This window comes from Paenibacillus jepli, from assembly GCF_047238105.1.
GTDB lineage: Bacteria > Bacillota > Bacilli > Paenibacillales > Paenibacillaceae > Paenibacillus_D.
In genome coordinates this window covers 5,085,895-5,107,818 of record NZ_JBDFMD010000001.1, presented here as the reverse complement: position 1 = coordinate 5,107,818, position 21,924 = coordinate 5,085,895, and the positions used below count along the sequence as shown (strand labels likewise).

General features: G+C 58.6%; 16 protein-coding genes. 6 read left to right on the top strand and 10 right to left on the bottom strand.

Going from position 1 to position 21,924, the window contains the following annotated elements:
* Window positions 1-10 precede the first annotated feature (10 nt).
* The 3 genes from ABC336_RS21895 to ABC336_RS21885 all read left to right on the top strand — a co-directional run bounded on the left by ABC336_RS21895 (window position 11) and on the right by ABC336_RS21885 (window position 2,480).
* Window positions 11-265 (top strand): HPr family phosphocarrier protein, encoded by a 255-nt coding sequence (locus ABC336_RS21895; RefSeq protein WP_413240654.1) that lies wholly within the window; start codon window positions 11-13, stop codon window positions 263-265.
* 41 nt (window positions 266-306) lie between these two features.
* Window positions 307-2,196: a phosphoenolpyruvate--protein phosphotransferase gene (gene ptsP / locus ABC336_RS21890; RefSeq protein WP_413240653.1), complete on the top strand. Its 1,890-nt coding sequence runs from the start codon at window positions 307-309 to the stop codon at window positions 2,194-2,196.
* Window positions 2,197-2,279: 83 nt separating this feature from the next.
* Window positions 2,280-2,480: a hypothetical protein gene (locus ABC336_RS21885; RefSeq protein ID WP_413240652.1), complete on the top strand. Its 201-nt coding sequence runs from the start codon at window positions 2,280-2,282 to the stop codon at window positions 2,478-2,480.
* Window positions 2,481-4,004: 1,524 nt separating this feature from the next.
* Here the strand turns inward: ABC336_RS21885 and ABC336_RS21880 are convergent.
* The 8 genes from ABC336_RS21880 to ABC336_RS21845 form a co-directional block, all read right to left on the bottom strand.
* Window positions 4,005-4,601 (bottom strand): hypothetical protein, encoded by a 597-nt coding sequence (locus ABC336_RS21880; protein ID WP_413240651.1) that lies wholly within the window; start codon window positions 4,599-4,601, stop codon window positions 4,005-4,007.
* 179 nt (window positions 4,602-4,780) lie between these two features.
* Entirely contained in the window at window positions 4,781-8,968 is a 4,188-nt protein-coding gene (locus tag ABC336_RS21875) for a hypothetical protein (RefSeq protein ID WP_413240650.1), read from the bottom strand.
* A 229-nt stretch (window positions 8,969-9,197) separates the two neighbouring features.
* A complete protein-coding gene (locus tag ABC336_RS21870) occupies window positions 9,198-10,769 on the bottom strand; it encodes an extracellular solute-binding protein (protein ID WP_413240649.1) in 1,572 nt (523 codons plus the stop codon).
* Between the two features lie 65 nt (window positions 10,770-10,834).
* The gene (locus tag ABC336_RS21865; RefSeq protein WP_413240648.1) at window positions 10,835-11,710 is read right to left on the bottom strand and encodes a carbohydrate ABC transporter permease; all 876 of its coding nucleotides are present in this window, start codon (window positions 11,708-11,710) and stop codon (window positions 10,835-10,837) included.
* 12 nt (window positions 11,711-11,722) lie between these two features.
* Entirely contained in the window at window positions 11,723-12,640 is a 918-nt protein-coding gene (locus tag ABC336_RS21860) for an ABC transporter permease (protein WP_413240647.1), read from the bottom strand.
* A 519-nt stretch (window positions 12,641-13,159) separates the two neighbouring features.
* The gene (locus tag ABC336_RS21855; protein ID WP_413240646.1) at window positions 13,160-15,439 is read right to left on the bottom strand and encodes a helix-turn-helix domain-containing protein; all 2,280 of its coding nucleotides are present in this window, start codon (window positions 15,437-15,439) and stop codon (window positions 13,160-13,162) included.
* Window positions 15,440-15,855: 416 nt separating this feature from the next.
* A complete protein-coding gene (locus tag ABC336_RS21850; RefSeq protein WP_413240645.1) occupies window positions 15,856-16,560 on the bottom strand; it encodes a hypothetical protein in 705 nt (234 codons plus the stop codon).
* Between the two features lie 47 nt (window positions 16,561-16,607).
* On the bottom strand, window positions 16,608-17,585 hold the full coding sequence (locus tag ABC336_RS21845; protein ID WP_413240644.1) for an ROK family protein: 978 nt from the start codon (window positions 17,583-17,585) through the stop codon (window positions 16,608-16,610).
* A gap of 167 nt (window positions 17,586-17,752) precedes the next feature.
* Here ABC336_RS21845 and ABC336_RS21840 point away from each other — a divergent pair, with 167 nt between their 5' ends.
* The 3 genes from ABC336_RS21840 to ABC336_RS21830 all read left to right on the top strand — a co-directional run bounded on the left by ABC336_RS21840 (window position 17,753) and on the right by ABC336_RS21830 (window position 20,661).
* Complete coding sequence (locus ABC336_RS21840; RefSeq protein WP_413240643.1) at window positions 17,753-18,811, top strand: SIS domain-containing protein; 1,059 nt, start codon at window positions 17,753-17,755, stop codon at window positions 18,809-18,811.
* 196 nt (window positions 18,812-19,007) lie between these two features.
* Window positions 19,008-19,874 (top strand): class II fructose-1,6-bisphosphate aldolase, encoded by an 867-nt coding sequence (gene fba, locus ABC336_RS21835; RefSeq protein WP_413240642.1) that lies wholly within the window; start codon window positions 19,008-19,010, stop codon window positions 19,872-19,874.
* 40 nt (window positions 19,875-19,914) lie between these two features.
* On the top strand, window positions 19,915-20,661 hold the full coding sequence (locus ABC336_RS21830) for a DeoR/GlpR family DNA-binding transcription regulator (RefSeq protein ID WP_413240641.1): 747 nt from the start codon (window positions 19,915-19,917) through the stop codon (window positions 20,659-20,661).
* A gap of 52 nt (window positions 20,662-20,713) precedes the next feature.
* Here the strand turns inward: ABC336_RS21830 and ABC336_RS21825 are convergent, their stop codons facing one another.
* Both ABC336_RS21825 and ABC336_RS21820 read right to left on the bottom strand, forming a co-directional pair.
* Complete coding sequence (locus ABC336_RS21825) at window positions 20,714-20,968, bottom strand: hypothetical protein (protein ID WP_413240640.1); 255 nt, start codon at window positions 20,966-20,968, stop codon at window positions 20,714-20,716.
* 69 nt (window positions 20,969-21,037) lie between these two features.
* On the bottom strand, window positions 21,038-21,904 hold the full coding sequence (locus ABC336_RS21820; RefSeq protein ID WP_413240639.1) for an isocitrate lyase/PEP mutase family protein: 867 nt from the start codon (window positions 21,902-21,904) through the stop codon (window positions 21,038-21,040).
* Window positions 21,905-21,924: the final 20 nt, after the last annotated feature.

Sequence of the window (21,924 nt, the reverse complement as noted above, 5' to 3'; positions counted from 1 at the left end):
GTGCATACTGATGAGAAAAACATATCGGGTCATGAACCCGTCAGGCATCCATGCGCGTCCCGCGCTCAAAATCGTGGAGGCGGCTTCGCGGCACCAGTCGGATAGTTACTTGATCAAAAACGGCAGCCTGTTCGTCGCGAAAAACCTGGTTAACATGATCTCTATCGGCGCCAAATACGGGGACGAGATCGAGGTTATCGCGGAAGGAGAGGATTCCCAAGCGGCCATTGAAGCCATCGGCGCGGTGTTGACCGCGCTGCATTAATCCGCAAATCATGATTAATTTGCTCGGGGAGGCTAGAAGTAATGGAGTTATCAGGTGTCCCGGCTTCCGCCGGAATCGCATACGGTCGCGCACGGCAGCTGCCAGGCGCGGCTCGGGTATCCGCTGCCCGTAGGATTGCGCCTCTGGACGTGCCAACTGAGCTGGACCGGTTCGACAAAGCCGCCCGTCAAGCTGGCGAGGCGCTCGCAGCCATCCATGCAACGTTGCTGACGGAAGACCGTACAGAGGAAGCAGATATCATCAAGCTGCAGACCATTTTGCTGACCGATCCGGAACTGGCAGGTCGCGCCCGCAGCAAGATCGGGGCTCTGCATTATACAGCGGAAGCCGCGCTGCAGGAAGCAATGAGCGAGATCCGGGAGCGCATACGGCGGCATGATCCGGAGCACTGCAGCGAACGGACGCTCGACATGGAAGATGTGGTGCGGCGGATCATCCGTGTGCTGCGGGGCGAGAAAAGCGTGCTGGCGGACATCCCTGGCACGGAAAAACTGATCTTGATCGGAGAAAATCTGTCTCCCTCCGATGCCGTCCTGCTTGATCCGCGCCACACCGCCGGCATCGCACTGGCAAGTGGAAGCGCTGCCTCCCACTTCGCCATCATCGCGCGCTCCCTCGGCATACCAGCCGTGGTCGGCCTCGGCTCCGGGCTGCGCGCGATCTGCGACGGCCAGCAGGTACTGCTCGATGGCACGAACGGGACGCTGGTCCTCGAACCTTCGCCGCAACAGCTGGCAGCTTGCCACGCGGACCGCCCGGTCCCGGCACAGGAACCGGCTCGCGCGAACAAGCCGCCCAAGCCGATGCAGGCAAGGGACAGGGCTCGTCTGATATCGAAGCAGGCTGGCGACGGAGCACATGCGATGTCGGAGCTGGCTGGGGACGGAGTACGTCCGATGTCAGAGCAGACTGGGGACAGGGCTCGTCCGATGTCGGAGCAGGCGCCGGGGAGCGCGCAGCCGCTGCTCTTCGCCAATATTAGCTCGGCAGCCGAAGCGGCTGCTGCGCATGCCTGCGGTGCCGGCGGCATCGGCTTGTTCCGGACAGAGTTCTTGTACATGGGCAGAGCCGACTTCCCATCGGAAGAGGAGCAGTTCGCGACTTATCGGGACGTCGTCAGTGCCTTTGAAACGGGGCTCCCCATCGTCATCCGCACGATGGATGTGGGCGGCGACAAACCTTTAGCCTCGTTGGGACTTGAGGAAGAGGATAATCCGTTTCTCGGCCTGCGCGGCATGCGGATCTCGCTGAGGCGGCAGGATCTGCTGCGCACGCAGCTGCGAGCGGTATTGAGAGCGAGTGCATACGGCAACGTCAAGCTGCTCTTCCCGATGATCGCGACCCTCGCCGAATGGCGGCAAGCTCTGGCCGTGCTGGAAGAGGCGAAGCTCGAGCTCCTCCAGTCTGGCAAGCCATTCAACCCTATGCTCGAAACGGGACTTATGATCGAGGTACCCTCGGCTGCTCTCATCGCAGATCGACTGGCGCAGGAAGCGGATTTCTTCAGCATCGGCTCCAACGATCTCATCCAGTACACGATGGCAGCGAGCCGCAGTTCTTCTGCGCTGAGCGCCCTGCATGACCCGCTGCAGCCGGCCGTGCTGCGGCTGATCAGCCAGGTCATCCGAGCTGCCCATAACCGCGGCAAGCACGTGAGCTTGTGCGGCGAGATGGCTGGCGAGCCAGCGGCCTTGCCGCTGCTCCTGGGCATGGGACTGGATACGTTCAGCGTCAGCAACGAATCGCTCTCGCCGGTGGGGCGGCAGCTGAACCTGCTAGCCGAGCGGTGGGACAAGGACGCCCTGCGGCTGGCGGTCGAAGCGGCGGTCGACCTTGATGATGCCGCCGACGTCCGTCGGTATGTCGAGCGGCGCTTTCCCGAGCTCGATCAGGCATCTGTGAGTTCTTGAATGCACTGTGGAGTGGTACTTAGCGGACAGAGATGACTTTAGTCTGGGCATGCCGTCACTGGTAGGCGGGGGCGGCGGAGATCGTGTCCACATCAATTGGCGCTTATTGGAGTGGAAACGATGGGCTGAAAGTGCAGCGGCTGCAGCGGTGGCCCGGCGGAGCCGCTGCTGTCCGGCCCTGGCCCGGCAGAGCTGCTGCGGGCTGGACCTGGCTCGGCGGAGCCGCTTCGTGTCAGTCGATGGACCTGGTTCAGCGATTGACACGAAGCGGCCGTAGGCCGTAGGTCTCGTTTGGAAGGACCCGGTTGCAGCTAGGCAGTTGGATCTTATCCCCGGCCACATTAAGCCGCATTCGGGGCAAGGCTGTAAGCACCGTTTTTGTACTTTAAGCGGTCAATCGCGACTTAGCTCGGGGCTGTGCGTACCCTTTCGGGGCTTAGAGCGACCAAACAGCGCTCAGCTCAGGACTGTAAGCACCGTTTCGGGGCTTAGAGCGCCTGCTTTCCCACATTCTCAAGCATTCGGACCGTCCAGCTTCTATCAATTGATCATGTAAACTTTTCACTCCCGTGATCATTTCAGAACAAAACCTGCTCACGCAGGTTGGCGAGGAGTGAGAACACAATGCCACAATCGGGTCAACCCCCGATAACTGATCGGACCAACCATTGGAACGGATTCAAGTAACTTTTTGCACCTGGTTGGGGGATTTCCGCCATTCGAACGGATTCAAGTAACATTTTACCCCTGGTTGGGGGAACTTCCGCCATTCGAACGGATTCAAGTAACTTTTTGCACCTGGTTAGGCGGATTTCCGCCATCTGGTCGGATTCAAGTAACATTTTACCCCTGGTTGTGGACCGCGGCATCCAACCCAGCTGGGAGCACAACTTATCCACAAGAGACGAAAGTCATCATTTCCTAAACAAGAACAAAACCTGCTCACGTGGCTAGCACTGCCGACACGGACACAATAGATCCTATTTCGATCAAAACCCCACCAGGAACAGACCCTACGGACACACGATCCGTTATGTGCTGGTTTTGTGCCCGTTAAGCTCCGTTTTCCGACCGATAACGGATCCTCTGTCCGTAAGTCGAGCTAAACACACGTCAATGCTCGAAATAACGGCTACTGTGTCCTTTCGTGGGCCGAACACCACTCACATCCTCTCTTTCACCAATTCCTTCGACCTGCTTCTCCACAGTTGAGTATCAAGGGCTGTTGCCGACCTTGAAAGACGCCCAACTCCGGCGCTCTTAGGGAAGAAAGGCACCCTTGGAGCGTGGTGAGCGGCCAGCTTGATCGCTCTTGCCACTAGATCCCCGACTTGAGCAGCTGCAGCGACCCTTTCTGCCGCTACTGCGACGCAATCTTTGATGTGAGCAGCTGCAGCGACCCTTTCTGCCGTTACTGCAACGTAACCGATGGTGTGAGCAACTGCAGCGGCCCTTTCTGCCGCTAATGCGACGCAATCTTTGATGTGAGCAGCTGCAACGACCCTTTCTGCTGCTAATTCCGCATTTTTGTTGCCTGACTCCAAGGAGTATAGCGCCGGTATGGGTGAAGAAACGAAGGAGCTCCTATTGGAACGTTATTCCCTGGGCACCGATCTCAGCAGCAACGAACGGCTCGAAACTGGGATGGCCATCACCAAAGGATTGGTAGAGGCGATGGGCGGTTCGATTCACGTCACATCGGCTTCTGGCAAAAGCAAGTCCACTCGGTTGGTGTCGGAGACCCATCTTCGGGAGAGTACTGTGGAACACAGAGAGGAGCATCTGAATAGGGGCCCCTCGAGTTCTGATTATCTTCTTTTTCTAACCACAACAAGCAGAACTCCCCCTGCGAGCGCCAGTACAATTGCGGCAATCATCACACCTGGCATGAATGCTTTACCTTCGCCCCATACTGGAGCCGCCTCGTCAGGTGTTTGGACTGCTTGCTGATTATCCGTTGCATAAGCTTCAAGCAGCGATTGGACATTTGCCTCATCCCCATGTATCGTCACCACGACCGCATCGTCGGTCACCTGCAGGGCTGTAATCCATTCCGTGTATAGCAGTTCAGGCTCTGGGCCCGTGGTTTTCATAAAGAAGAGGTACGCTTGGCCTTGCTGAAATGTTGTCGAGAAATCCGGACAGTCGTCGTCTGGTGTCTTGCGGCTTGATACGGTAGCTGGGAATAAGACCGTCTTTGGCGCTGGTCCTGGTCCGACATACTGGATAGCTTTGACCCTTGGCTGCCTTCCATCCTGATACGCCTCTGCCACTTCCCCATACAGGATCGCCGTAGATGCGTGGGCCAGCTCCTCGTAGGACCAAGGCATCGGACTGCACGCCGTTGCCGGCTGCACGTTCATGAAGAGAACCAGCATGGCTGCCAGCCATACCACCTTTGACATCGTATCCCTCCCCGATCTACATTTACAAAATATAACGCTCGAGAAGCCCCTTATGTTACATAAGCAAGCGAATTACTTCCAGGGAACGATGGGCGGTGAAAACAGCGCCGATCCCCTCGCGCATAGGTAATAACCCGCCCCCGGATAGCACAGCGGGAACGGGTTATGTCTTACGTTACTTATGACGGGTATTCCGGCAGACTGCCCAACTGCTCGTTCGTCCAATAAGGGAAGCCGTTGTGACCATACTCGTGGCTCCGGGTGTAACGGCGGAACTTCTCGTGGGGCATCGGATCCCAATCAATCAGTCCGCCGGGCGCCGTATCCCGCTCCAGCGAGCGCGGACCTTCGCCGTTGCCGTTGACCGCCGAGACGCTATACGCATAGTCCCACCTGCGAGCCTCGCGCGTCCCTGCATCCGCCGTCAGCCGGGCCATGCCGGAGCTGTCCCCCTCCGGGACAGTCACGGCATCCCGGGCGTGCCCGGCGTGCCTTGTCTGCCCTGCGGCGGCGGCGTCCTCGTCCCGATAGGAACGGGCTTCGCCCTCGTACACGAGCTCATGCTCGTCGCGATCTGTCCGACGCCGGTAGAGCCGGTAACGCTGAGCTCCCAGCACCATGCCCCACGACGCCTCGACCGCCCCGTCCTCGCGGCGCAGCCGCAGACCGTCCGGCGCAGGAGGTGCCTGCTCTGACGGATAGACAGGATAGGGCTCGCTCCACTCGCCAGCCGTCTCCCCACGCCAAGGGCGCAGCCGCACATGCAGCTTGGTGCCTGGGACCAGCCCCTGCAGACGGTAGCGCGTCTCGCCGATCCCCCGCTCCGCCGTCCGCCACGAACGGCAGCCGTCCCGGCTCACCGCAACCTCGTAGCCATCCGCTCCCGCCGCAGCGTCCCAGACCAGCTCTGCCGCATCCGGCGCAGCAAGGGAGATGCGCAGCGCGCCCGGCTCCCCGGGCGCGGCATCGCCTGCCGTCCACTGCCAGACGGTGCTGCCTGCTGGGAGCGTGAAGATCAGCTCGGCCTGTCCGCCATCGCAGCGCCAGGCCACGGTCTCGCTCGCTGCGCCGTCGATATACAGCCGGTGCGCCTCCGATCCCCACGATGCGGGCAGCTCCAGCCGGATGCGCATCGGCATGGCAGAAGAAGACTGGCCCCGCAGCTCGCCCCCGGTCGTCGCGAAGGCGAACGCGCCGACTTCTCCCACTCCGCCTCCCGCCTTCATGGAAGTCGATCCCCCTTGCTTTCCAGTGCTGCCCCCGGTTGCCGAGGAAGCAACTGTGCCTGCCTCGGCTCCGGTTCCGTTCGTCGTCCAGGCTGGTTCATCCCCGTCCCTGTGGCCGCCATCTGCCGCGATCGTCGCCCGTATCCCAGCCGCTGCAAGCGACCGTCCCTTGAACAGCGCAGCTTCTACCTGCTGCTCATCGAACCGGCGGACGATCCCCGCGTAGCCGTCAAAAGCCAGCACTCCATCGTTATGCCTTATACGTGTCGCGCTGCGAAACACCTCGTCGATCCGGCCGGCCATCGTCACCCGGGCGCCGTAGCTCGTCGCCTCGACGCTCAGGATCTGCGGCTGCCAGGATCCGCGGTGTGTGACCACGGTGAGGAAGTCGCCAAAGCCATCATAGTAGCGGCCCGTAACGCCGTCGGGATAACCTCTGGCTGGTCTATTCAGCTTATAGGTCCCCGGCGGCAGCTGCGGTCCGTCCACGGGTCCTGCCAGCTGGACCGGCGACGCGGGCACCCCCGGCTTCAATTGATAGATCGCAGGCGCCGGATCGTCGCGATGCGTGAACCAGGAGAATCGTCCGCGCACCCGCATATCCGCCACCTCGTCGTAGAGGACGATATAATCATTGCCCGACATCAGCAGGCTGCGGGAGCGGTAGTGCGGCTTAGCAGCTGGCCCGGCTTCCAGCAGTGCGTACTGGGCAAAGCCAAAGTCATGCAGCGGACCGGTCAATTCCGAGCGTCCGATGCTCTTGTACTCGTGGCCGTCCAGTACGGCAAAAGTCGAGCTGCCTTCCCCGGTGCCCATGTTGTCGTCGCCGACGTCCTCTGCGCGGTTGTAGCTGTACCGCTTGCCGTCAGCATAGTAGTAGACGACGCCGTTGCCGCCATCGCCCGAGCGGCCCCAGCGGTAGTTGGGGCCCTCATCGATCTGCTGCAGGTGAACCGACATCTCGCCGCCAGTTCCTACGCCAGAACGTAGGACGAAGCCATAGCCCGTGTACTTCGCCGACCGCAGCTGCGGCGGCGTGCCGGTATTGGTCGCCGTCTCGCCGGTCAGCATCAGCCGCCAGATGTCACCGGGCTTGCGGCTCTCGAAGCCTGCCGCATCCACCGGGCAGACCGCCAGCAGCCGCTCGGCCAGCAGCGGCTCATAGCGCATCAGCATCTCACCCACCAGACGTAGTGCATACGGCGGCAGCTGGGGATCCTGATGGACGCCGGAGTGCGCACCCTGCTGCGGATAGGAGCGGCCCTGCGGCAGCGGCGCACTGAGACTGTTCAGCAGCCAGCCTGCCAGCTTGGCCAGATTGGGGTACAAGAGCGTGTGGTCGCCATAAGTTCTGTGGAGACACCAGGCTGCCCGCACGGTCGGCACCAGCATGGCCCACACGTAGCAGCCCAGATTCTCTGTCCAGCGGCCCCCCACTGCATCCCAGGCTGGCACATCGGGACGGGTGTGATACTTCAGGTTGAGCGCCATGGACTTCTCGAAATGCGCTCTCCACCGCCCGGCATGCGGGTGATTCGGGAATAGCGCTGACATATAGGCCGGGACCATCTTGTAGTCCGCGAGGAAGTTCGGATGACCAGCCAGCATCGTCTGGATCGGCGCCACGTACTCATCTTCGCGCACATAAGCCATAAACGCGCTGGCCGCCTTCAGACGCCGGAACTGCTCCGGCGTCATCGCGCGCGCCGTCAGATCGAAGATCGGCGTCCAATAGGCGAATTCCCGGCTCGCCACCGGCGCGGTGCCCTCGACCTGATTGAAGTTAAAGCTCAGCTTATCCACGATCTCTTCCATATCCTCCGGCACCGGCGGTCCATGCAGATCAAAGTACCAGAGGTGCATCGACTTCGGGAGCTGCTCCGGCTCGAAGAGCCGCGGATAGCTCTCCTGGGGCTCCTCCCAGTCCAGCACCCAGTCCTTGACTTTGTCCAGCGCCAGGAAGCAATGCCACAATGCCAGCTCGTCGATCAGCGGCAGCTCGCTGCCCGCCGCCGGTCGCTGGAAGGCTGCCGTGGCTTCGGCTGCAAGCTGCCGGTCGGCCGGGTACACCGCAATCTTGGTAGAGCGGGTGCCTGAGGCCAGCGGATAGTGCCAGCTCAGCAGCTCCGGCTGATCCGCCCGCCCCCCTCCTTCTACACCCGCCGCTCCCTTCGTCTCACTCGCGCCGCTCCCGAGCCGGAAGCTGATTGCCAGTGTGTCGGACGAACGCCACAGCGCATACTCCCCGTCGTCCCACCGCAGCGGATCGCCGTGGAACAGCCCCGCCGCACGCCCTTTCTCCTCATCGATGAAGGCGGCGGAGCGTCCCCGGTGCCACGAATGGGCGCTGTCGTAGGGCAGCAACCGGAACGGCAGCTCGCCCTGCTCTCCGAGATAGGCATCGACCGCCTCTTCGCCACGACTACGGGTGTATCGGCGCGCGGGTGCGAGACCCGGCCAAGCGATCTCCAGCCTGCCGCCCGCAGACACCTTCATCTCTTCCTCCAGCTCCAGGTACGGCATTGCCGTCGTCAGCCTCACTTTTAGCGCATACCAGCCTCCATCCTCCCAGACGACCGTGATCCGCTGCTCGTGCAGGACAGGACCGTCGGCGAGGGATTCGCTTTGGATCTCGGATACCCGCCCGCGGCCTGCCAGCCTGGCGACTGCCAGCTCCCCCTCTTCCGGGCAGCCGATGCGGAATAACTCCAGCTCTTCCGGCTTAGCTCCTTCGTAGCATGGTGCCAGTCGGCCCCCGCTGCCCGGGAAGCTCACCTCGATCAGCCCGTTGCCGAAGACGAGGCCAGCTCCTTCCCTTCGAGTGATCATACCCGAATCCACGTGTGCTTCGCTCCGCTCGCTCTCGACGGGATCCGGTCCATAATGCAGCTCATAGCGGCGGGTGCCTCCTTGCGGCAGATCCGTCAGGAAGCAGACTTCGCCGCGAAGGACGAAGTCGTCCTGCAGCTTGCTGGCCGCTATCTGCACGGGCACCGGCTGTCCAGCGTCGTCCTGCAGCCGGAAGCTGTCCAGATGCGCTTCTTCGGCTGCGAACTCCACCGGGTATCGTACCGGCGACAGCGGCCATGCATATTTGTGATGCTGCAGATGCTCCTTCAATTCGAATACGCAGATTCCCATTGCTGTCCCTCCAGTAGCCCATGAATGAAGCGTGCTGTGCGCACACAGCACGCTTCACCAACGGGAGCATTTCGTTTCTATCCTTACGCCGTCTGGCGGGCGGCGGGCTCTGATGGCGGCCAGCCCCCCACCTCCAGCGTCCTTGCCATCGGGCAATCTAATGCGTCGCCAAATGCCGACCAATACCGTCTAGTATCGCCTGCTGCTGACTAATCTTTAGCGCCATTGCCTACTGCACAGTGTCGTAAAGCTCCTGCGCTTCTTGCCGCAGCTGCTCGCCGCCCATGCTGTTCCACTGCTCCACGAAGCTGTCAAAGTAGTCGACCGGTTGATCGCCCCGGATGATCGCAGCATAAGCTTCGATCTTCAGCTTCTTCAGATCGCCCCAGTATTGACCGGCCGACGGGAGGATGTCGGGCTTGCCGAAGATATCCGCTACCGGATTGGCCGCATATGTCTCATTGAGCTGACGGAATTGATCGCCAAAATACTTGTAGTAGATGTCAAAGTTTGGACGTCCGCCAAAGAATGTCTCGCCCCCCTTGATGCCTTCTTCTCTGAGCTTGACCGTATCGTCATACGGCGGCAGATACTTCACGCCCATCGCCAGGTCGGAACCGTTGCGATACTCCCAATGGGTGCCTTGCTTGCCATACGCGAGCTCCACGAAAACCTCTTCATCGTTGATGACACTGTCGATGATCTCCAGCGCCCGCTGGATTTTCTCCGGCTGGTCTGCCATGTGGGCACCGAAGTGAATGCCGTTGGCCGCCGTCCCCCACGACCAGCCGCCGCTCTCGCCGCGCGGTCCCGTCGGCAGCGGGCCGAATTGGATATCACCTTCCGGATTGATATTCTTGAGCGCTGAGAGCGCAGAATTCGGATCCGTCTCATCGATTGAGAAGATCGATGAATTGTCATTGTAAGCAAACACCCCATCGAGGAACTTCGGTCCCAGGTCCTGTCCGGTGACGAACTCCGGATCAATGTAGCCCTTCTGGTACCAGTCCGCGAGCAATGTCAGCGCCTCCTTGGCCTCCGGCATCACGGCCCCATTCAAAATCTGGCCGTCGCGTTCGGTCCACTGAATCGGCATGACGCCGAAGGCGCCGAATACTTTCTGGAACGTCAGGTAGTCCGAGTTGCCGTTGGAGCTCATGCCGTAGACGCCAATCCCCTTGAGCGCTTCGAACGCCGTCTCCATCTCATCGATCGTCGTCGGGATCTCAGGGACCCCCGCCTGCTCGAGCAGATCGACACGCCAGGAGCCGGGCGTCGTCGTCTTCCCGCCGAAGAGAGTCGGGATGCCGTAGTTCTTGCCTCGATGCTCAGTATAGTACCAGCCTTGCGGCGCATTGGCATCGAGCTCTGCCTTGGTCCGCGGGGCATACTGCTCGATCATCTCCAGCGGCACCTCGGCGAGCAGCCCCTGGTCTGCATACTTTTTCATCTCATTGGGATCCATGACGATCATCACATCCGGCACATCGCCTGTCGTCATCATGATCTGCTGGCGCTGGGGATAGTCCGCACGCGGAATCGCGATGATATCCAGCTCCACATTGAACTTCTCTTCCACATACTTCTCGCCCAATGAATCCGGCAGCATGATGTCATTGACCATCCAGGTCAGCTTGATCGTCTCCGGCTGGTTTTCGTTTTCCTGCCCCGGTTGTTCCCCCGGAGCTTCCGGCTCAGTTGGGGTGTTATTGCCAGAGCACCCCGCCGCCACCAGCATGATGACCATTAACAGCAGAACAGCTTGCGATCCCCAAGCTTTCTTCCCTTTTCTTTGACTCATCGTATTTCCCCCGTTCACATAATTATGTTCATCTATTGTATAAAGTCTTTCAACCTGATACCGCGTTACCCTTTTACAGAGCCCAACATGATGCCCTTGACGAAGAAGCGCTGGATGAACGGATACACACACAGGATGGGCAGTGTCGCGATCATGACGGTTGCCGCCTTCAGCGTTTCTTTGGAATACGCGGTGGCGTGCATCAGTTCTGTCTGCGAAGCGAGCGCGTCACTCTCCTCGATCACCGTTCGCCGGACGAACAGCTGCAGCACCTGCTTATCGATATCCTGGATGTAGATCATGGCGTCGAACCATGCATTCCAGTGATTGACCCCGGCCCAGAGCGCGACGACGGCCAATACGGGCATGGACAGCGGCAGAACCACGGAAGTGAAGGTTCGCAGCTCGCCGGCGCCATCGATCTTAGCCGAATCGATGATCTCCTCGGGGATCGACTGGAAAAAGTTGCGCATGATGATCAGATTGAACGCGGTCACCGCACCGGGCAAGAGCAGCGCCCACATGCTGTTAAGCAGACCCAGATTGCGGATCAGCAGATACATCGGGATCAGGCCGCCATTGAACAGCATGCTGAACACGAACAGCTTCATGAACAGGCTGCGATGCGGAAACGACTTCCGCGACAGCGGGTAAGCCGTGAGCGAGGTGAACACCAGCACCAGTGTGATCCCGCCCACCGTACGGAGCGTCGTATTGACGAAAGCCTGCAGGATGCCGCTCTGCATCAGTACCTTTTTGTAGGCCTCCAGCGTCGGGTTCAGCGGCAGCAGATGAAGCCCCGGCATTTTGGCGTCCACCGGTGTGCTGAGCGACATCGTGAGCGTGTACATGAATGGATACAGGGTTAAAAAGGCGAGCGCCAGCAATACCAGCAGATTGGCGCCGTCAAAAACTTTCTCGCCCCATGTGCGATGATGCATATCCTTTCCCTCCTACCAGATGCCCTGATCTTTGTCATACAGCTTGACCAGCCGGTTGGCGACGACAACCAGGAGCAGACCAAAGGTTGAACTGAAGAGTCCCGCCGCCGCACCTAGCTCGTAGTTCATCGTCAGCAGCCGGCGCAGCACGTACGTATCCAGAATGTCGCCCACCTCCGAGGTGGTGGCTGTCATCAGATTGTAGATCTGATCGAAGCCGACGGACAGGAAATTGCCGATCGACAGCAGCAGCATGATCGTGATCGTCGGCGCCAGCGCCGGCAGCGTAATATGCCAGATCCTGCGCCAGCGGTTCGCGCCGTCCGCAACAGCGGCTTCGTACAGTGTCGGATCGATCCCCGCCAGTGCGGCAAAGTAGATGATCGAACCCCAGCCTACGCTTTGCCATACATCTGTTGCCACGATAATTCCATAGAAGTAGGAAGGCTCGATAAGCCAGCTGACCGGCTGTACCCCGAAGTAACTGAGTATACGGTTGAACCCGCCATCCCGGCCTAGGAACGTGAACAGAATACCGCCCAGGATAACCCAGGAGAAGAAATGGGGCAGATACGTCACCGTCTGGATGGTGCGCCGAAACCAGCTCAGCCGCACTTCGTTCAGCAGGATCGCCAGGATAATCGGCGCCGGGAAGACGAAGGCGTATTTGAGCAGCGCGATGATAAGCGTATTGCGCAAGGCATTGGTGAAGCCGGCACCGGCAAACAAGTACTCGAAGTGCTTCAGTCCCGCCCACGGGCTGCCCAGGATGCCGTCGATAATCCGAAAATCCTTAAAGGCGATGAGGATCCCGTACATCGGCACATATTGAAATAACAAAAACAACAGAAAACCAGGCAAAAACATAAACAGCAAATATTTATTCGACGCATAGGAACGAATCGTTGCGCTGAATCGATTATGCTTCACCCTATCACTCCTTACGCAGTTGGACTCGGCACAGTGGATCTGACCTGTCCTTACTGTAGAGGAAAATGCCGTTTCACTTCCATTCACACTTTTTGAAACCGCGTGCTCCAGTCGTGACAAAGCGTTGGCGGCATGGCAAAAACGTGGATACCATGCGGAATGCGGCGGATGAACTGCCGTTTGGCAGTTGGTTGGGACGGCGCGAGCCGGAGACGGCGGAATAACTGCCGTTTGGCAGTTGGTTGGGGCGGCGCGGGCGAGAGGCGGCGGATGAACTGCCGTTTGGCAGTTGGTTGGGGCGGCGCGGGCGAGAGGCGGCGGATGAACTGCCGTTTGGCAGTTGGTTGGGGCGGCGCGGGCGAGAGGCGGCGGATGAACTGCCGTTTGGCAGTTGGATGGGGCGGCGCGAGCCGGAGACGGCGGAATAACTGCCGTTTGGCAGCCGCCCTCACCACTCCGACACCATCCAGCCTTAACTAAGGTAACTTTTGTTACTCGGTTCGGCGCATCGGCGCCATTCTACCCCGCCGACCGCTCCCGGTATTCGCCCGGAGTCATGCCGAGTTTTTTCTTGAAGACGCGGAACATTTGCTGCACACTCGTGTAACCGATGGCATCTGCAATCTGCTGCATCGTCAGATCGGTCTCTACCAGCAGCTGCTGTGCATGCTCCAGACGGATCCGGGTCACGTAGTCGATGAACGTCTCCCCGAGCTGCTCCTTGAACAGCTTGCTCAGGTATGAGACGCTGATGCCCATCTCCTCCGCCACTCCCTGCAGCGACAGATCCGACACATACCGCTGATGGATCAGGTCGACCGTCTGGCGGATGATCGCATCTGTGGTGCGCCGCTTAACGGAATCCATGTATCCCAGGATCGGCGATAGCAGACGGGTACGGAACCACTGATCGATCTGCGGGATCGACTCCATGCGGAAGAAGGACTCGTACGGATTCTCGCCGAACACGGCGACGATATCCTCCTCGTACTCCTGCACTAGACGGATCACGGCGACCAGCAGCTGAAGGTAGAACGTCTTGGCCATATGCAGAGAGGCCAGGTCCAGCTCCAGCTTGGCCCGGAACTCGTGCAGGCTGCCGGCCGCCCCGTCCGCATCCCGGGTACGGAGCGCATGCAGCAGGTCCTGTTCCTCGGCTGCGGGATATTGCACCAGCCGGTCCGCCACCAGCGTCATGTTGGCATAGGGCAGCACTTCGTCATAGGCGTTGGCCAGATTCATGTGCAGCGCCTGGATAGCCTCGCGGTACGAATAGAGCAGATCGTGCGCAGAGCCTACCCCCGTGCCGACGCCGATCGTGATCGTCTGCTTCAGGATCTGCTTGACGACCGAGCGGAACCGGTCGGCCAGGCTGGCGGGCAGCCCCTCTGCTTCCTTGCCGTCCGGATAATTGACGATCAGCACCGTATGACGATCCGTGATGATCGTCTCGATCCGGTATGGCGCTTCCTCCGGCTGCTGCAGCTTGCTCAGCTCCATGCCGATATTGGACACGGCAAACAGGAACAGCTCCCGTTCCTCGCGGAACGAACTGGTCACCGAATCGTCCATCTGTGCGAGCAGGATCGCGTACCGGTCATAGGGGAAGACCTCGCTGTTCTCCACCTCGCGCGCCAGCCGGGAGATATCAACGGCATTGCCATGGATCAGCGCGTGAAGATAATGCGTCCGCAGCAGGGGCAGATGAATCGTCTGCTTGTGATGGCCCTCCTTGACCTCCTCCAGCAGCCGGTTGACCTGGTCGCCGATCTCAGCGATCGCATCGCCGCTGGCCGCCCCTGCGGCTGCAGTCCGATCCGGGGAGATCCGTTCCAGAATCGTGCGGATGCTGCGCTGGAAGCTGCTGTGGGTAAAGTAGCCAGCATATACCGACAGCAAACAGAGCAGCACGGTGATGAGGATGATCGTCTGCCCAAACCGTTCTACTTGCTGGCGGGGAACGCTGGATGGCACGGCAATCGCATAGGTCCAGCCGTTCTCCCCGGACTTCACCATGGAGAGGAAGTGGCGGTCCACCTCTCGGGAGGCCGTACCTCCTGGCGTCACGAGCGCCATCTCGCGCAGGAACGACTCGGTAAGCGCCGGCTCACTGCGACCGCTGGGCATCTGGGCGATCAACTGCCCTTCCGCGTTCATGACCAGCAGCTGGCCGGCCGAGTCCAGCGGAAACCTGGCCATCGTCTGGCTCAAAAAGTCCGGGGTCAAGTTGACGATGATGGCCGCTTTGGGATGATTGGAGAGCATCGGCAGCACCCGGATGTGCGTCAGCGTCTGCACGGCATGGTCGTTGAGGAAGACCATCTCCCGTGGCGTCACCCACAGCCGCGACTGACCGGCTTCCACCATCTCCTCCACATGGTCCAGCCAGGACAGATCGCGGAACACACGAGCCTCGTGGGTATACGTGACCAGGTCGTGACTGATCACGACCTCTTGGCCCATATGATAAAAGTAGATCGAGTGGATCGTATCCGTCACATTCTTCATCCGCAACAGCAGATCGCGCACCTCGTTCACCTTGGGCAACGTCCCTAGCTTGATGCCGCTCGGGACATTCATGACGTCGATAATATTGGACTGAAGTGCGAGCTGACTCGTCATCTGCTCGATGTTCACCATGTTGGCTTCCACCTGATGGCGCACCTGCGACAGACTCTCCATCGAGGAGCGGTGGATCTCCCCCTCTACGATCCGGGAGCCCATAAGATAGATCAGCGTACCGAATAAGATGACTGGAATGATTGATAGCAGCAACGTATGCGTGATCCATTTCCTCACCCGGCGGCACCCCCTGTCCGTGACAACTTCTTTTCCCCCAATCATGCCACATCGCGGATTCCGATACCATTAACATTTTTGTTCCCTGTGATTCCTATGCTCTGACACACCACCTGCACCTCAGACTATGTATAATAATTTGCTAACACATACTGAAAGAAGACTGGATTGGAAATGCATTCTAATTTGAAAGAGGTTACGGACCCCCTATGACACTGTTGTTGATTTATCTAAATGCCGGCATTAGGTGTTTCATTTCTTTATTATACAGGCCGCCGCAGCAAGTCGCTGGAATCCCCCCCGCACTCCTAACGAAAAACACCACTTTCAGGCTCCTTTTCAAGGAGCGAATAATTTAGATACAATGACCATGTAATTGTAGTAGACGCCTCTTGAGATACTGTTCCACCAGTATCTCAAGAGGCGTCTTTTCTTTCCCCTTCAATAATATTCTTCCTGGTCCTTATATCGGTCAGTTTCTGGACAGGCATGTAGATTGCTATGTGCTCTGGGTGAACTGTTTTTTCAACTGGATTAACTGCCGAATAATTTTGTGGTTTAACCTTATTTAAAATCCAGTCGTTCTTTTCTTCTTTAAGTGTTAATTCAATGCCCTCGGCTTTAATAGCGCCCTTAATTTCATCGGCTGCATAGACGTTTCTGACTTCTATCGCAAAGACCGAAGAGGTATCACCAATTGAATATTTGCCGTCTTCGGACAGCCAATTCGCTGAAATTCCATAATAATATGTCCCACGTTCGGAAGGAGCTTTAAATGTTCCATTGTCCAGGGGTAACTGAACGGGTTTTGTCTCTGTGAATTCGATCAAAGAGACCTGTGTTGGTATCGGCTTGTAATCAAATTGAATGTTAATGGTTTCACCTGGTTCGACAGGAGTGACGGGTTGTCCCTCCACCATTGTTTTACCTCCGGCATAATCAGCACAGACCGTCTTCCAACAGTAGCTGCTTTGAACGATGGGTGAAATCTCTTTTGAATTTGCAGTAACTACAGGTAAGGGCGGGGTATTCGTTCTAAAGGAAGGAGTTGCTTCCTTCGAACAACCTGCCATCAAGACCACTATGCTAATCAAATACATAATCTTTGATAAGGATTTCATTTTCAGATCACCTCATAAACACTGACGAGATTGTTTCGCCAAATGTTTCAATATCCCTGTTTCCTGGACTTGCCAAGCTGGCGCAGGGCCCACAAGGCGCTGCCCAGGATCCCGCTCTCGTCATTTCTTGCTGCCTGAACCACGGCCAACCCTTCATGATAGATCGGCTGGGTCAGCCGGAGCATCGTCTCCCGGGCTGGCGACAGCAGCCGCTCGCCCGCCTTGGCTCCCCCGCCCCCGATGACGATAACGTCCGGATCGAGGATCTGGACAAGGTACGACAACGCCTTTCCCAGATAGCGCCCCGTCCGGTTCATAATGGCGATCGCTGCGGGATCCTGCTGGTCATAGGCGTCCGACACATCCTTCGCCGTCAACAGCTCCGGGCTGGCGTGCAGCTCCGCCATCAGACTTCGTTCGCCGCCCCTCACCGCCTGCCTCGCCTGATGCGCCAGACCGGTCGCAGACACGATCGTCTCAAGACAGCCTGTGCCCCCGCATGTACAACGATAAGACAGCTCCTCGAACCGGAGGTGTCCGATCTCTCCTGCGATGCCCCCGCCCCGATAGATCTCGCCATTCTGGGTCCAAGCCGCCGCCACTCCTGTCCCGATCGTAAGGCCCAGCACATTTCCATACCCTTGACCTGCACCGCATACAGCTTCTCCGTAGACATACATGCGAACATCGTTTTCGACCACCACGGGCATCGAAGTCAAAGCCTGAAGCTTGTCACCTATGGGATAATCGCGAAAGGCGAGGTTGATCGATTGCACGCATATCCCCCGCTTGGGGTCGATCGCGCCCGGCATACCGACGCCGATGCCTGCGATCTGCTCCCTTGAAACCCCACTCTGACGGATCCCCAGCTCGACCTGCTGCCGGACCAGCTCCATCACATGCTCGTTGCCCATATGCGCTTCCGTACGTACGCTGTTCATCCACAGCAGCGCCCCCTCCTCGCTTACGAGTCCGCTCTGCGTATTCGTACCCCCAATGTCAAATCCGAATGCGTAAGCCGTCATAGTTATCTTCTCCTTCTCGAACAGCTCTCTTGCTTCATAAAATTTTAATCAAAACAATCATATAATATAATTAATATGATTGAAACATTCAAATTAGTGATTGTTTGTTCGTGGTTTTTGCGTTATAGTGATCTCAAGCCTTACAAACAAAACAAAGGAGTGTGTGAATGATGACCTCGTTCGGACAATTGACGTATCCGGAAATTCGTGAGCAGAACGAAGCTTTGACCGCTGCCTGGGAGCAGCTCTCGACGCAAAAGGAATGGATCGACGCTTACCTGGCTGACCACGCCTTCAAGGAAGTGCTGTTCATCGGTTCAGGTTCCTCCTACTATCAGGCGCTGATCATGGCGGCGACCTTCCGAAGCTGGCTTGCACGCAGAGCCGCTGCCTGCCCGTCATCGGAGATTATGCTGTTCCCCGACCATGCGGCTGCCCCCGGCAAGAAGCTGCTTGTTGCCGTCTCACGGTCCGGTGAATCGTCGGAGGCGATTCTCGCGGTCCAGGCCGTGAAAGACCTCCCCGATTGGACCGTATGCGGCGTAACCTGTTACCCGAACAGTTCGCTGGCCGCTCTGGCGCCATGCCTGATCTCTCCGCTCGGTGCAGAACAAAGCACGGTAATGACCAAATCGTTCAGCAGCATGACGTATCTCATGCAGGCGGCGATCGCGGCCGCGTCGGGCTCTGCCGAGCATCTTGCGCAGCTGAAGCAGACCATCGACGTACAGGCTCCTCTTATCGAGGAAGCAGATAGGCTCGCCCAGCGTATCATCCAGGAGAACGAGCTGTTCGCCCCTTATATCTATCTGGGCATGGGACCCTTCTTCGGCGCCGCCCAGGAAGCCTGCCTCAAGATCAAAGAGATGGCGCAGGTCTGGACGGAAAGCTACGGGACGCTGGAGTTCCGCCACGGTCCCAAATCGATCATCGAGCCCGGTGCGCTTGTGGTGCTGCTGCTTTCGGAGCAAGCGAGAATTTATGAGGTTAAAGCAGCTCAAGAAATGCAGGACTACGGGGCCAAGGTGCTTGTCATCACGGCCGCGGCAGGCGAGGATCTGGACTTCGCCGACTATGTGTTCGATACTCGCAGCTCACAGCTGGATGACAATGCCCGCGTGGTGACCTACATGCCGCTGGTCCAGTTTTTGGGCTACTACAGTGCCCTCAGCAAAAACACAAATCCGGACGAGCCCCGAAATTTGAGCCAAGTTGTTACCCTATAAGTTCGTGTTAAAAAGCCGACGATTCAGCACCAAGAAGGTTGAAGCCAGGAGGAAATGAGGAGCGGAGCGTAGTGGAGGCTACGTGAGCACCGGAAGTTCCGACTGCCTTCAAGATTCGATGTCGAGTTCGCTTCTTGAGTTGCTTCGTGATCAATTGGGGGCTTTTAAACAACATCTATAAGGAGGGCAATCCGAGATGCCATTAGTATCTTCTACACCCATGCTTCAAGCCGCTAGAGCGGGAAAGTATTGCGTAGGCGCCTTCAACGTGCATACGCTGGAAATGCTTCAAGCGGCCGTTGAGGCCGCCAATGCGATGCGCTCGCCGCTCATCCTTCAAACGACCGTGGGTACGGTCAAGCATCTGGGCGCGGACTACATTGCGGCGGCGGCAACCGTAGCCGCCAATCGCAGTTCCGTGCCCATCGCGCTTCATCTGGATCATTGCTCCGACTTTGATATCATTGTGCAGTGCGTCCGCGCAGGGTATACTTCCATTATGATCGATGCCTCCCACAGCCCGTTCGAAGAAAATGTGGCGCGTACGAGCAAGATCGTGGAGATCACTAGGGCTGCGGGCATCAATGTGGAGGCTGAGCTGGGCCGTGTTGGCGGCGTAGAGGATGATATCGTCGTCGATGAACGGGATGCGATGCTGGCCGATCCTGAGGAATGCGCTGTATTCGTCGAGCGTACAGGTGTGTCCACGCTGGCTCCCGCGATTGGCACCGCTCACGGTATCTACAAGGGCAACCCCCGCATCGACTTCGACCGCATCGCGCAGATCGCCGAGCGTGTAGCCGTTCCGCTCGTGCTGCACGGCGGGTCGGGCATACCCGATACGCAGGTCCGCCGTTGCATCGAGCTTGGCATGGCCAAGATGAATGTGGCGACGGAACTGCGGATCATCTTCTCGGATGCGATCAGAGAAGTGTTCAACGACCATCCTTACGAGAATGATCCGCGCAAATATATGCTGCCAGCCAAACAAGCGTTAGCCGCAGCCATGGCCGTAAAAATCCGCTTATGCGGTTCGTCGGGCAAGGCCGGCGAGCTGGCGTAGCACCTGGCACAAGAAAGGATGAAGTACGATCAAATCGAGTATGAGACGCGACGCAATTATCGGCATTTTGCAGGAGAGCGGTACCCTGACAACCGCTCAGCTTATTGAACGCTTCGGCGTCTCGGAGGCGACCGCCCGCCGCGACCTGGAGACGCTGGAGCAAGAGAAAAAACTGATCCGCACGTTCGGAGGCGCTGTGCTGGAATCCGTGCGCACGGAGATTCCCTTCTACGCCAAGCTGGAGCTTCATCCGGAGGAGAAGAAGGAAATTGCCGACAAGGCGATGACGCTGATCCAGGATGGCGAAGTGATCGGACTGACCGGCGGCTCGACGACGATGGCGATCGCCAAGCGGCTCCAGCAACGGCACTTCAGCAACCTGACCGTCGTGACGAATGCCGTCAACCTTGCCTATGAGCTGACAGGCCTGCCAGGCATACAGTTAATGGTGACGGGCGGCATTGCACGCACCCAAAGCTTCGAGCTCTCCGGACCGCTCGCAGACCACGCGCTGAGCCAAGTGACGATCAGCCGCTCCTTTATCGGCGCCGATGGCGTATCGGTGATGCGGGGCATCACGACCTTCAATGAGCTCGAGGCTCAGACCAATCGGGTCATGATCGCCCAGTCCATCGACAGCTATGTGGTCGCCGATCATTCCAAGCTGAACAACAGCTCCGTCTTCTGCATTCGCCCATTGGATGCGGTCACGGCGATCATTACGGATTCGAAAGCAGGCAAAGAGCTGTCCCAGCCGTTCCTTCAGGCGGGTATCCGGTTTATCTAACAGCGCGCGGCGCAGCGCCTACTGTCTAACCGGCGCGCCGCTCACTCGGCTTTCATTGGCTGCTTCCATGAAGGCCACAATCTCCAGCATCTTCTTCGTTCTGTACAGCCGTGACCCAAAAGCAGCCTGCCTCCAGGACGGCATACAGCATCTCGACCAGATGAACGCCGTGCCAGAACCATCCCGGCAGCTGCGGCTCCAGCTTCATGGGACCGCAGCAGTCCACGCCAAAGACAGGGGACTGCGTCTGCGACCTCGCGCAAGCGGCTATCAACCCTTCCGGATATCTCAGCGATGAGCTGCTCATCAGCGGCACGCGCCAGCGCGCTGCCAATTCGAGTATCGCATCAGCTGCCCAGCCCGAAAAGTCCGATAGTCAACTCTTTTGTTCGCCTTGTCCCCGTCTTCCTTCCAATAGCAGCTGCATCTCGTCATAACGCATGGCTCTCTGGAGGATAGAGGCATAATCGCCCTGACGAAACAGCGTCATGCCCATGTCGCGGAGCCCCGTCATGGCTGCCCGGTACAGGCCCGAGCCTGTGCTGACTCTTGCGACTCCCGCTGCGGCAAGCGCTGCAAGGTCCGGCAATTCCGGACTTGCCAATACATTAAGCGGCAAAGCCAGCTGGCCCGCCAGGATCGTAATCGTCTCCAGATCGCTGACGCCCGGCACGAAGATGCCGTCGGCGCCCGCGTGGCGATAGATTTCCGCCCTATCCAATGTTGCCGACAATCGCTCCTTCTCCTCGCCTATCCTGTGCCAATACGTATCAATCCTTGCATTGATAAACAATGGCAGCCCGACATCAGCAGCCGCTGCCTGGATCGCATGAATCCGGCGGGCCTGTTCCCCGGCATCAAGCAGACCCAGCGCAGCTCCGCCGGCTCCATCCTCAATATTCAGTCCCGCCACACCGGCAGCGGCTGCCTTCCTTGCCAATTCGCCGATTGTCTCCGGCGTGCAGCTATAGCCCGCCTCCAGATCGGCAGTAACGGGAATATCGACGGCAGCCGCAATCCTTCCGACGGCGGCGATCATCTCCTCGACGCCGACCCTCTCGCCGTCCGGGCGGCCCAGCGAGGCGGCAATCCCCGCGCTTGTTGTCCCCAGCGCGGGGAACCCGCATTGCTGCAGCAGCTTCGCGCTCATCGGGTCCCAGGCATTGGGCAGAACCAGTGGCTTGCCGGTATAGTGAAGCTGCTTGAATAAATTGTAGAGTACCACTTGCTCGTCAGGCCTCATAGCTCACACCCCCGATCCGT